Genomic DNA, 12328 nt, shown 5'->3' on the forward strand with positions numbered 1-12328 from the left:
CCCCCTCCGTCCGTCCCCGTCACGGCGGCTCGCCGAGGGACCGCCGGACCCCGATCACCAGGCCGTGGGATTCCGGTAGCACGGCCCGCGCCAGACCCAGCGCCTGCCCCAGCAGCCTCCTGGCCGCCGCGTCGTCGCCGCGTGCCCGCGCCAGGTCGCCGAGCGACCACAGGATGTCGGCCTGGCCGCGCCGGTCGTCCAGGTCCCGGTACAAGCCCAGGGCCTGCTCCAGCAGGTGCCCGGCCGCCGCGTCGTCGCCGTCGTGGAACCGCGCCAGGTCGCCCAGGGACCACAGGACGTGGGCCTGGCCGCGCCGGTCCTCAAGCTCCCGGTACAGCTCCAGCGCCTGGTCCAGCAGCCCCTTGGCCGCCGCTCGGTCGCCGTGGAGCTGGGCCAGGTCGCCGAGGGAGCGCAGGGTGTCGGCCTGACCGCGCCGGTCGTTCAGGTCCCGGTGCAGGACGAGTGCCCGCTCCAGCAGGCGTCCGGCCTCCCCGTGGTCGTCGTGGAGCTGGGCCAGCTGGCCCAGGGAGCGCAGCGTGTCGGCCTGACCGCGCCGGTCGTCGAGGTCCCGGTACAGCCCGAGTGCCTGCTCCAGGAGCGGCTCGGCCGCCGCGTCGTCGCCGCTCGCCCGCGCCAAGTCGCCGAGGGACCGGAGGACGTGGGCCTGACCGCGCCGGTCTCCCAAGTGCCGGTACAGGCCCAACGCCTGGTCCAGGAGGCGCCTGGCCGCCGCGTCGTCGTCACTCGTCCGTGCCAAGTCGCCCAGGGAGAAGAGGGCGTGGGCCTGACCGCGCCGGTCTCCCAAGTCCCGGTACAGGCCCAACGCCTGGTCCAGGAGGCGCCTGGCCGCCGCGTCGTCGTCACGTACGCGCGCCAGGTCGCCGAGGGAGAAGAGGGCGTGGGCCTGGCCGCGCCGGTCCTCAAGCTCCCGGTACAGGCCCAGCGCCTCGTTCAGCAGCCGCTCGGCCGCCGCGTCGTCGTCGCGCATCCGTGCCGAGTTGGCCAGGGACCAGAGGATGTGGGCCTGGCCGCGGCGGTCCTCAAGCTCCCGGTACAGGCCCAGCGCCTCGTTCAGCAGTGGCTCGGCCGCCGCGTCGTCGTCGCGTACGCGCGCCAGATTGCCCAGGGACCGGAGGACGTGGGCCTGGCCGCGCCGGTCGTCCAGCTCCCGGTACAGACCGAGCGCCTCGTCGAGCGGGGGTCCGGCCTGCGCGTCGTCGCCGCGTACGCGCGCCAGGTCGCCGAGGGACCGGAGGACGTGGGCCTGGCCGTGTCGATCGTCCAGGTCGCGGTACAGCCCGAGCGCGAGGGCCAGCCGGCGTGCGGCCGCGGCGTCGTCGGTACGTATGCGGGCCAGGTTGCCCAGGGACCGCAGGGTGTCGGCCTGACCGCGCCGGTCGTTCGACTCCCGGTACAAGCCCAGAGCCTGCTCCAGCAGGTCCCCGGCCGCCGGGTAGTCGTCCGCGAAGTACTCCACGCGCCCCCGGAAGTAGGTGGTGTGGGCGCGGAGCAGCGGTGACAGGCGGGGGCGTGCGGCCTCGCGCACCGCGTCGATGAGCAGGTTGGCCTCGTCCAGCCGATAGGCGTCCAGGGCCGCCGTGACCTGTGCCTGCCACCACGCGGTGAGTTCTCCGCTGTCGGCGCCGGAGGCCGCGAACCGGTGGTAGACGACTTCAGCAAGTGAGCCCGCGGCCTCGAAGTGGGCGGCTGCCGCGCGGTGGGCCGCACGCCATCGCTTCGGGTACTGGGTGTGGAGGTAGGCGGTGATCGCCGAGCGCACCAGGGGATGGAGCCGGAGGCTTCCCGAGGGCGTCTGCTGGACGAACGAGTGCCGCCGGAGGCGGTGGAAGTCGCTTTCGGTGCAGTCGACGTCCGTGCAGACGTCGCGCCACAGTTCGTGGGTGAGCGTGCGCGGCACGGCCGCCAGCAGCAGTCGGTGCTGGTCGTCGTCCGACAGCCGCTCCAGGTACTTGGCGGGCAGCCAGCCCGCCGCGGGCTGTCCGGCCGCCGCCGCGCGGAGCCAGTCCGCGGTGATCGGCTGTGCCGGCCCGCGGGCCTCCAGGGTGATCGGCTGCGCCGACCGGCCGGTCCCCAGGATGAGGTCCGCGGTCATGGCCGTCCACACCGGTGTGCCGCCGCACACCGTGTGCACGGCGGCGCTCAGGTCACCGGGGACGCCTCTGGCGTCGAGGAAGAACGCCGTGTCGTCCTGCCGCCACTCCGTGAGCTCGACCCGGGCGTGACGCACGGGCAGGTCCAGTGGCTCACGGCCGGCCACCACGAAGCGCAGCCCGGGGTGCTCCGCGACCAGGCGCTTCAGCACGGTGGCGGTGAACCAGGTGTCCAGGTCGGCTGCCGGGGCTCCCGCGTCCGGATCCCGTCGGGCGCCCTCGTCCGCGAGACGCAGCAGCTCGCTGGTGTCGATCAGCACGATGCCGGGATACGCGGCGGCGCCCTCGGCGAGCTCGGCCAGTGCTTCGACCAGCTCCTGCCGGTACTGGGCGTGCCACATGGCCGGCGACGGACCGCCCGCCGTGACGGGGCTGTTGGTGATGCTGCTGCCGTGTGCCGCCGTCATCCCGATGCGGACCTGCCACTGGGCCCGGGCGTCCGCCTGTCCGGCCCGGTAGGCGCGCATGAGCTTCCGGCGCACCTTGGCCGGGCACAACTCGGTGACGGCGTCCGCGACGGCGTCCAGCAACGCGCGCGCCAGATCGGGGCCCTGCCCGTGCCCGCCGGCGGCCACGGTCGGATCGATCAGGGAGCTCAGCTGAGCCAGCCCGTACTTCGCCCCGGCCCAGCCGGTGGCGTGCACATGGGACAGCAGCGTCGTCTTCCCCTGCCCGGAGACGCCCCAGACGACCAGGGCCCGCAGCCCCGAACGCCCCCGGGCCAGGTCCTCGACGGCCGCGAGTGCCTCCACACGATCGGTGAACACCCCCACCTGCGGATCCCCGTACAAGCCCATCCCGCCCCTCCGACGTCAACTGAGCCGCTCCACTGGGATGTTCGCCGCTTCCGGCCCGGCCCCTGCCACCTCTATCTTGGTGTCGGAGCAGCGCGTACCCGCCTTTCCACAGAAAACGGGGAGCACAGATGACACGTCTCGGACCCGCCGCACGAGCCGGCCTGTCCACCGTGGCCGGGGCCGTGGTCGGAGCCGTCGTCACCGCCCTGACGCAGACCATCACCTGGCCGCTGGTGAGCGGCCTTGCGGTATGCGTGCTCGGCATCATCGGCCTCGAGTACTGGAGCCGCTCCAGCACCCCCGCGCCCGCGCCGCAGCCGACCAGCCGCACGCGGTACGAAGAGCACGTCACGGGCGGCTCGCGGGCCGAGGGAAGCGCCGCTGACGCCAGTCGCGGAGCAGAGGTGACAGTGACGGTGACGGACGGATCGTCCCTGATCGGCTCACCCACCACCGCCCAGGGGAACGTGGAGGCGTCCCGGACGGTCAGTGATCACTCCATCGTGCAGGACGTCCCGGTCCACGTGCGGGACGAGGAGACCCCGTAGTCGACTGGTACGGGATCGGGGGCGTACGAGATCGCGGGCCGAGGGCCATCACCGACCCGGACGTCGTCGGTTCGGTTCGCGTCGCACGTCGGCCTGTGCTGTGCTGGAAGGAGCCGCTGGAAGGCACGCCGATGCTGCGCAGCAGGATCTCCGCGTTCGTATCCGCCCGGCCGGCCGCACCGACCGGAGTCGGTGGGGGGTTGCTGTCGGCGCGGGACCTGGCGGTCGCCTGGGTGGTCGTCGTGCTGATCGCGGTGCCGGCGTGGGTGCTGACGATCGGGCAGGCGCGGGGCATGGGGGTCGAGCCCGGGACGATGGGGATGGCGCTGCCGCTGTTCCTGTTGCTGTGGGTGACGATGATGGCGGCGATGATGCTGCCGTCGATGGCGCCGGTGGCCCTCACGTGGGTTCGGGGGATCGGGCGGCGGTCGTCCGGTTGGATCCGGGCCGCCCGTACCGTCGGCTTCGTGGGCGGGTACCTGCTGGTGTGGACCGCGTTCGGGCTGCTCGCGTACGCGGCGCTGGCCCTGACCGGCGGTCTGGTGGAGGACCATCCCGCCGCCGGGCGGTGGATCGGGTCGGTCGCCTTCCTGCTGGCGGGGTTGTACCAACTCGGGCCACTCAAGAACGTCTGCCTGCGGCACTGCCGTGATCCGCTGGGCCATCTCGTGCGCTACGCCGGTTTCCGGCGCCCGGCCCGCGACTTTCGGGTGGGGGTCCATCACGGTGCGTACTGTGTCGGCTGCTGCGCCGGGCTGATGGTCGTGTTCGTGCCGCTCGGGGTGATGAACGTGGCGGCGATGGCCGGACTGGCGTTGGTGATCTTCGTGGAGAAGCTGTGGTCCAGGGGCGTGCTGCTCAGCGGTGTCGTGGGCGTCGCCTTCCTCGTACTGGCGGTGCTGGCGCCGTTCCAGGACTGGATGCTGCCGGGGCTGCAGGAGCCGGCGCCGTCGATGGACGGCATGTGATCCCCTCCCCGAGAGGGTTCCCCGGACGTGCCGTGAGGTGCAAGCTGGAAGGGAGACCGTTCGCCCGATCCCGGGAGCGGGCTCCGGACGCGCGGCCTCGTCACTCCGAGTGAGCTTCTTCGGCTCGGCTGGAGGAAGCGAGATGACGCAGCAGACCGCCACCGGTACGCGCTGGCATCTGGCCGGCGACTGGTTCGACGTGTGCAAGTGCGCGATTCCCTGCCCGTGCACGTTCGCTCAGCCCCCGACGTACGGGGACTGCGAGGGTGTACTGGTGTGGCACATCCGGGAGGGCAACTTCGGGGACGTACGGCTGGACGATCTGAACGTGCTGATGCTGGGGTCGTTCGAGGGCAACCCGTGGGCCGGCACGCACACCGAGCCGTACGCCGCGGTCTTCCTGGACGAGCGTGCCGACGAGCGGCAGCGGGCGGCGCTCGGGGCCGTGTTCGGTGGTGAGGCGGGCGGCTGGCCGGCGGAGTTCGGGGCGATGTTCCATCCCGAGATGCGGGGCATGGACGTCGTCCCGATCCACGTGGAGATCGACGAGGACCTCGGCACCTGGCGCGCCGAGATCCCGGGCCGCGTCACGGCGGAGGCCGAGGCGCTGACCGGGCCGACCACCCCGGACGGCACCCGCGTCCAGGTCCTCAACGCTCCGGGCGCCGAGGTCGGGCCCGGTCAGGTCGCCACGTGGGGGCGGGCCACCGTCGACCGGGCCGACGCGTTCGGCTTCTCCTGGGAGCGCACCGGGAAGTCGAGCAAGTACTTCCCGTTCGACTGGAGCGGGCCCGAGTGAGGGTTCGGGTCACGCGTCCCCGGGTGCCCGCATGCCCCGGGCGCGGGCGGTCCGCGTCGCCGTGTCGGAGGCGAGGAGGTCGAGGACTTCGCGGGCGCGGGCCGGCTGGGTGGAGGACGTGAGGACGCCCGCGCTGAAGAGCGAGGTGATCGCGGTGTCGCCCGGGAGGGGGCCGATGACGACGATGCCCGGCAGGTCCATGAGTTCGCTGTGCTGCTGGAAGGCCAGGTCGGCCCGGCCGGACGACAGGAGGGTGCCGGCGGGTACGCCGGGCGGGGCCTGGACGAGGCGGTCGCCGAGGGTGTCGGTGAGGTCGAGCCGGTGGATGAGGTCGACGAGTGCCGTGCCGCTGGGGCCGGTGGAGTAGGCGATGTTCTTCGCCGAGAGGAGGGCGGCCCGCAGGTCGGCCGCGGAGGCGAGCGCGGGGACCGGGGTTCCCTCCGGTACGGCGGCGACGACCTGGGAGACCCAGAGCGGGCGGGCGGTGCCCGGCACGAGGTGCCCCTCCTTCTCCAGGGCGGCCAGGGCTCCGTCGGCGAGTACGAGGACGTCGGCCTGGGCGCCTTCGCGTACGCGCCGTGCGACCTCGACGCCGCCGGCGGCGTCGAACCGTACGGGAATGCCGTGGGCGTGCCGGAGGTGCTCGGACAGCTCGGTCAGGATCGGCCGGGTCGCCATCGAGGACAGTCCGGTGATCTCTCGGTTCACTTGGCCTCCTTGGTGTGCGGCAGGGGGAGCGGCGGGCGGGCCGCTCGGCGCCGGTCTGCGAGACTGGCGGCGTGAGCGCAACCCAGATCTCGGCGGCGGGCAAAGTCCTCAAGGTCCTCTCGGCCTTCGACCGTGAGCATCCCTCGCAGACTCTGTCGGAAGTCGCTCAGCGTACGGGTCTCGCCCTGAGCACCGCGCACAGGGTGGTGGCGGAACTGGCGGGTTGGGGGGCGCTGGAGCGCGGCGAGGACGGGTCGTGGCACGTCGGGCTGCGGCTCTGGGAGATCGCCTCGGGCTGTCCGCGCACCCAGATCCTGCGGGACGTGGCGCTGCCGTTCATGCAGGACCTGTACGAGGTGACCCACGAGAACGTGCAGCTCGCGGTGCGCGAGGGGACGGAGCTCGTGTTCGTGGAGCGGATCGCCGGGCACCGGTCGGTCGAGCTCCTGACCATGGTCGGGACCCGCTTCCCCGTCGCCTCCACCGGGATGGGACGGGTGCTGCTCGCGCACGCGCCGCGGGAGATCCAGGAGGAGGTCCTCGACGCGCCGATGCGTGCCTGGACCCCGTACACCGTCGTCGACCCGAAGGCGCTGCGCGCGCAGTTGGACCGGATCCGCCGGGAGCAGGTCTTCGTCAGCGACCGGCAGCTCTCGGAGAGCACGGTCGCCGTGGCCGCGCCGGTGCGGATCGGCCGGACCGGGCCGGTCAGTGCCTCGCTGGGGATCGTGATCACGGCGCAGGGCGCGAGCCGCGCGCGGAGGCTGAGGGAGCCGCTGCTGCGGGCGGCGCAGGGCATCTCCGACGAGCTGGGACGGCGTACGCGCACGACCGGCTGAGGTGCGGGACGGCCGGCGGTATGCGGCCGGGCTTCCGCCTGACGGAAACAGAGGCGACCGGTCGCGGTCCTGGGTGTCAACGTTCGTCGTGTTCGAAACGTTCACCGTCGCTCAGGAGATGCCATGGCCGAAGCCGCCGTCGACACCGTTGCCTCGGTTCCCGTCGCTGTCATCGGCGCCGGTCCAGCGGGCCTGATGCTCGCGCACCGGCTGGGGCGGGCCGGCGTCGGCACGATCGTGGTCGACACCCGTACCCGCCGTGAGATCGAGACGACGCAGCGGGCGGGCATCCTGGAGGCCGACGCGGCACGGGACCTGGTCGAGACCGGCGTGTCCGACCGGATCCTGCGCGAGGGGCACGAGCACGAGGGCACCGAACTCCGCTTCGGCGGGCGGCCGTACCGCATCGACTTCAAGGCCCTGGTGGGCGAGTCGGTGTGGCTCTACCCGCAGACCGACGTGTTCGTCGACCTGGCGAACGCGCGGGACCGCGACGGCGGCACGGTCCACTTCGGCGTCACGGACACCGAGGTCCTCGACGTCACGACCGCCGCTCCCCGGGTCCGCTACACCGCGCCCGACGGGTCCCGGCACGAGATCCGGGCACGGTACGTGGTCGGCGCGGACGGGTCGCGCAGCATGTGCCGCAACCTGGTGCCCGAGGACCGGCGGGTGCGGTACGGCAAGGACTACCCCTTCGCCTGGTTCGGCATCATGGCCGAGGCCCCGGCGAGCGCGCCCGAGCTGGTCTACGCCCACTCCGAGCACGGGTTCGCGCTGATCAGCCGGCGCACGGAGAGCGTGCAGCGGATGTACTTCCAGTGCTCCCCCGACGAGTCCGTCGACGCCTGGCCGGACGACCGGATCTGGGAGACGCTCCAGGCCCGCGTGGCCGGCGAGGACGGCTTCCGGCTCAAGGAGGGCCCGATCCTCGAGAAGTCGGTGCTGCGCTTCCGGTCGTTCGTCCAGGAACCCATGCGCTGGGGCTCGTTGGCGCTCGCCGGTGACGCCGCTCACACGGTGCCGCCGACCGGTGCCCGCGGGCTCAACCTCGCCCTGCACGACGTGAAGGTCCTGGCCGACGTACTGCTTCGGGCGCTCGGCGGGGCGGGTGGGACCGCACTGGACGAGTACCAGCCGCGTGCGCTGCGGCGGGTCTGGCGGGCACAGAACTTCTCGCACTGGATGACCCAGCTGCTGCACACGGCACCCGGCGCCTCGTCGTTCGACCTGCGGCGCCAGCTCGGTGAACTCGACAACGTCGTGGGCACGCGCGCCGGACGCGCCTATCTGGCGGAGCAGTACACCGGATGGCCCGTCAACTCCCGTGCCTGACAAGCGAGATCGCGACTCCCGGCCCGAACCAGACCCCGAACCGGATCCGGCCCGACGCCCCGACGTCCCCACGCCCCCAGGAGACACCTCATGATCATCGACTGCCACGGTCACTTCACCACCGCTCCGCCCCAGTTGGCGCAGTGGCGTGACCGGCAGGTGGCGGCCGCCGGTTCCCCCGAGGACGCGCCCGATCCCGACGACCTCGTCATCGGTGACGACGACCTGCGCGAGGCGATCGAGGGCAACCAGCTGCGGCTGATGGACGAGCGCGGCAGCGATCTGACGGTCTTCTCGCCGCGGGCCAGCTTCATGGCCCACCACATCGGCGACTTCCAGGTCTCCTCGACCTGGGCCCGGATCTGCAACGACCTGGTGCACCGCGTCAGCACGCTCTACCCGGACCGCTTCGCGATGGGGGCGATGCTGCCGCAGTCCCCCGGCGTCGACCCGGCGACCTGCGTGCCCGAGCTGCGGCGCGCGGTCGAGGAGCTCGGCGCGGTGACGGTCAACCTGAACCCCGATCCCTCGGGGGGCGGTTGGACGGCGCCGCCGCTGACCGACCGCAGCTGGTACCCGGTGTACGAGGCGATGGTGGAGTACGACATCCCCGCCATGGTCCACGTCAGCACCTCGTGCAATCCGGCCTTCCACACCACCGGCGCGCACTACCTCAACGCCGACACGACGGCGTTCATGCAGCTGCTCCAGGGCGACCTGTTCGCCGACTTCCCGACGCTGCGGTTCGTGATCCCGCACGGCGGCGGCGCGGTGCCGTACCACTGGGGCCGGTTCCGCGGGTTGGCGATGGCGCTCGGCAAGCCGGACCCGGAGAAGCTGCTCGACAACGTCTTCTTCGACACCTGCGTCTACCACCAGCCCGGCATCGACCTGCTGACGCAGGTGATCCCCAGCCGGTCCGTGCTGTTCGCCAGCGAGATGATCGGCGCGGTCCGGGACGTCGACCCGCGCACCGGCCACCACTTCGACGACACGAAGCGGTACGTCGACGCCACCGCACACCTGACGGACGAGGAGCGTGCCGCCGTCTACTCCGGCAACGCCCTGCGCGTCTATCCCCGCCTCGCCGCCCGCCTCGCCGCGGCCGGCCGCTGAACCCAGGAGGAGCCCGAATGGAACACACCGAGCTCGGCGTCGTCCGCACCAGGACCGACCGCGCCGACCCCGAGGCCGTCGCCGCGCTGTCGCAGTTCGGCGTCGCGACGATCCACGAGGCCATGGGCCGGGCCGGCCTCATGCGCCCCTACCTGCGGCCGGTCTACCCGAAGGCCCGGATGTGCGGCACGGCCGTGACCGTCCTGCTCCAGCCCGGCGACAACTGGATGCTCCACGTCGCCGCCGAGCAGATCCAGGACGGGGACGTCGTCGTCGCGGCCTGCACGACCGAGAGCGAGGACGGCTTCTTCGGCGAGCTGCTCGCCACCTCGTTCCGTGCCCGGGGCTGCCGGGGCCTGGTCATCGACGGCGGTGTCCGCGACGTCGCCGACCTGGAGGGAATGGACTTCCCCGTCTTCTCCCGCGCGGTCAACGCCAGGGGCACGGTGAAGGCCACCCTCGGCTCCGTCAACGTCCCCGTGGTCTGCGGCAACGCCCTCGTGCGCCCCGGTGACGTGGTCGTCGCGGACGCCGACGGCGTCGTCGTGGTGCCGCGCGAACGGGCCGCCGAGGTGGCCGCCGCGTCGGCCGCGCGCGAGGCCAAGGAGGAGGGCAAGCGCGCGCAGTTCCGCGCGGGCGCGCTCGGCCTGGACCTGTACGGGATGCGCGGCCCGCTGGCCGAGCTCGGACTGCGGTACGAGGACTGACGATGACGACGAGTTCCGAGCAGGTCACCGAGTCGACGGGCTCCGGGAGGACCCCCGAGTCGACGGGCCTGGAGAAGACCCGCGAGTGGGCGGGCTTCGAGAAGACCCCCGGCTGGCTGGACTGGTACGCCGGTCCGAGCCGGCCCCGGTTCCGGCTCCCCGACGGCGCCGTCGACGCGCACTGCCACGTCTTCGGGCCCGGTGCCGAGTTCCCGTACGCGCCCGAGCGGAAGTACACGCCGTGCGACGCGTCCAAGGAGCAGCTCTTCGCGCTCCGCGACCACCTCGGCTTCGCCCGTAACGTGGTGGTGCAGGCGACCTGCCACGGCGCCGACAACACCGCGATGGTCGACGCGCTGCGGGCCTCCGGCGGGGCGGCGCGGGGCGTGGCGACGCTGCGGCCCGACGTCACGGACGCTCAGGTGCGGGAGCTGCACGAGGCCGGGGTGCGCGGGGTGCGGTTCAACTTCGTCAAACGGCTCGTCGACGCGGCGCCGCGGCAGGACCTGTGGGACGTGGTGGAGCGGATCGCCCCGTACGGGTGGCACGTCGTCGTCTACTTCGAGGCGGCGGACCTGGCCGACCTGCGGGACTTCCTCCTGTCGATCCCGGTCCCGCTGGTCGTCGACCACATGGGCCGGCCCGACGTCACGAAGGACGCGCACGGCCCGGAGTTCGAGGCGTTCCTGGACTTCCTGCGGGCCAGGCCGGACATCTGGTGCAAGGTGACGTGCCCGGAGCGCCTCTCGGTCAGCGGCCCGCCGGCCCTCGACGGTGAGCGGAGCGCGTACGGCGACGTCGTCCCGTTCGCCCGGCGCGTGGTCGAGGAGTTTCCCGACCGGGTGCTGTGGGGTACCGACTGGCCGCACCCCAACCTCACCGGCCACATGCCCGACGACGGGCTGCTCGTCGACTTCGTCCCGCACATCGCGCCGACGCCGGAGCTCCAGCGCAGGCTGCTCGTCGACAACCCGACGCGCCTGTACTGGCCCGACGCCGACTGACCCCGTCTCGATTGGAGTTCCGGCATGTCGCTGGACAAGACCTACAAGCTGGTGCCGGGGACGACGATCTTCGACGCCGAGCAGTCCGCCAAGGGGTACCACCTCAACCAGTTCTGCATGTCGCTGATGACGGCGGAGAACCGTGCGGCCTACCTCGCCGACGAGCGCGCCTACCTGGACGCGTGGCCGCTGCGGGAGGAGCAGAAGCGGGCGCTGCTCGACCGCGATCTCAACGCGGCGATGCGTGAGGGCGGCAACATCTACTTCCTCGCCAAGTGGGGTGCGACGCTGGGGTTCTCCTTCCAGCAGATGGCCGGCTCGATGACCGGGATGACCGAGGAGGAGTACCGCGCCATGATGGTCGGCGGCGGCCGGTCCGTCGAGGGGAACAGGATCGACCACGCCGTCCTCGACGCGGCTCACGCGGACCCGAGGCCGCCGGCCGAGCACGCCGTGGTCACCGGCGCCGTGTTCACGTCGCACGTGCCGGCGATCGGCGCGGCGATGGACCACGGCAAGACCGACGAGCCGTACTGGAAGCCGCTCTTCGAGGGCTACGACTTCTCCAAGGAATGGGAGAAGGAGAACACCCCCGATGTGATCTTCCTGGTCTACAACGACCACGCCTCCTCGTTCGACCTGTCGCTGATACCGACGTTCGTGCTCGGTACGGGCGCGGCCTACCCGACCGCCGACGAGGGGTACGGGCCCCGCCCCGTCCCCGGCGTCGAGGGCGACCCCGACCTGGCCGCGCACATCGCGCACTCCCTCATCAGGGACGACTTCGACCTCACGCTCGCCAACGAGATGACCGTCGACCACGGCCTGACCGTCCCGCTGTCGCTGATGTTCGGCGACGTCGAGAAGTGGCCGTGCAGGGTGATCCCGTTCCACGTCAACGTGGTGCAGTACCCGGTTCCCTCGGGCGCCCGGTGCTTCGCGCTCGGCCGGGCGCTGCGCCGGGCGATCGAGTCGTACGACCGGCCGCTGAAGGTGCAGGTGTGGGGCACCGGCGGCATGAGCCACCAGCTGCAGGGCCCGCGCGCCGGCCTGATCAACCGGGAGTGGGACAACGCCTTCCTCGACCGGCTCGTCGACGACCCGGTCGGGCTGTCGCGGGTACCGCACCTGGAGTACGTCGAGGAGGCCGGCTCCGAGGGCATCGAACTGGTCATGTGGCTGATCGCCCGCGGGGCGATGAGCGACGTGGACGACTCCGGCCGGGTCGAGGTCAAGCACCGCTTCTACCATGTGCCCGCGTCCAACACGGCCGTCGGCCACCTGATCCTCGAGAACCACCCGCGGGCCCAGGAGCCCGCCGAAGGAGTGAACTGAC

Annotated in this window: 11 protein-coding genes; 9 read left to right on the forward strand and 2 right to left on the reverse strand. The window is 72.3% G+C overall.

Annotated features, from left to right (window positions below):
* Positions 1–19: 19 nt before the first annotated feature.
* On the reverse strand, positions 20–2938 hold the full coding sequence (locus tag ACIQFX_RS19615) for a tetratricopeptide repeat protein (protein WP_402464717.1): 2919 nt from the start codon (positions 2936–2938) through the stop codon (positions 20–22).
* Between the two features lie 158 nt (positions 2939–3096).
* Between ACIQFX_RS19615 and ACIQFX_RS19620 the strand changes: the two genes are divergently transcribed.
* From ACIQFX_RS19620 to ACIQFX_RS19630, 3 genes are all read left to right on the forward strand, one after another.
* On the forward strand, positions 3097–3516 hold the full coding sequence (locus ACIQFX_RS19620; protein WP_402464719.1) for a hypothetical protein: 420 nt from the start codon (positions 3097–3099) through the stop codon (positions 3514–3516).
* 131 nt (positions 3517–3647) lie between these two features.
* A complete protein-coding gene (locus ACIQFX_RS19625; protein WP_402464721.1) occupies positions 3648–4484 on the forward strand; it encodes a DUF2182 domain-containing protein in 837 nt (278 codons plus the stop codon).
* 142 nt (positions 4485–4626) lie between these two features.
* Complete coding sequence (locus tag ACIQFX_RS19630; protein WP_402464723.1) at positions 4627–5283, forward strand: DUF1326 domain-containing protein; 657 nt, start codon at positions 4627–4629, stop codon at positions 5281–5283.
* 9 nt (positions 5284–5292) lie between these two features.
* Here ACIQFX_RS19630 and ACIQFX_RS19635 read toward each other — a convergent pair whose 3' ends face one another.
* Positions 5293–5991, reverse strand: a complete 699-nt coding sequence (locus ACIQFX_RS19635; protein ID WP_402464725.1) for a substrate-binding domain-containing protein — start codon at positions 5989–5991, stop codon at positions 5293–5295.
* Positions 5992–6062: 71 nt separating this feature from the next.
* Here ACIQFX_RS19635 and ACIQFX_RS19640 point away from each other — a divergent pair, with 71 nt between their 5' ends.
* The 6 genes from ACIQFX_RS19640 (at position 6063) to ligA (ending at position 12327) form a co-directional block, all read left to right on the forward strand.
* Positions 6063–6830, forward strand: a complete 768-nt coding sequence (locus ACIQFX_RS19640; RefSeq protein ID WP_402464727.1) for an IclR family transcriptional regulator — start codon at positions 6063–6065, stop codon at positions 6828–6830.
* A gap of 123 nt (positions 6831–6953) precedes the next feature.
* On the forward strand, positions 6954–8165 hold the full coding sequence (locus ACIQFX_RS19645) for a 4-hydroxybenzoate 3-monooxygenase (RefSeq protein WP_402464729.1): 1212 nt from the start codon (positions 6954–6956) through the stop codon (positions 8163–8165).
* A 90-nt stretch (positions 8166–8255) separates the two neighbouring features.
* Entirely contained in the window at positions 8256–9281 is a 1026-nt protein-coding gene (locus ACIQFX_RS19650; protein WP_402464731.1) for an amidohydrolase family protein, read from the forward strand.
* Between the two features lie 17 nt (positions 9282–9298).
* On the forward strand, positions 9299–9988 hold the full coding sequence (ligK, locus tag ACIQFX_RS19655) for a 4-carboxy-4-hydroxy-2-oxoadipate aldolase/oxaloacetate decarboxylase (RefSeq protein WP_402464733.1): 690 nt from the start codon (positions 9299–9301) through the stop codon (positions 9986–9988).
* Positions 9989–9990: 2 nt separating this feature from the next.
* Entirely contained in the window at positions 9991–10992 is a 1002-nt protein-coding gene (locus tag ACIQFX_RS19660) for an amidohydrolase family protein (protein ID WP_402464735.1), read from the forward strand.
* 24 nt (positions 10993–11016) lie between these two features.
* Complete coding sequence (gene ligA, locus ACIQFX_RS19665) at positions 11017–12327, forward strand: protocatechuate 4,5-dioxygenase subunit alpha (protein ID WP_402464737.1); 1311 nt, start codon at positions 11017–11019, stop codon at positions 12325–12327.
* The last annotated feature ends 1 nt before the right edge of the window (position 12328 follow it).

It is taken from the genome of Streptomyces sp. NPDC093089 (assembly GCF_044754405.1).
In the GTDB taxonomy this organism is placed as follows: domain Bacteria; phylum Actinomycetota; class Actinomycetes; order Streptomycetales; family Streptomycetaceae; genus Streptomyces.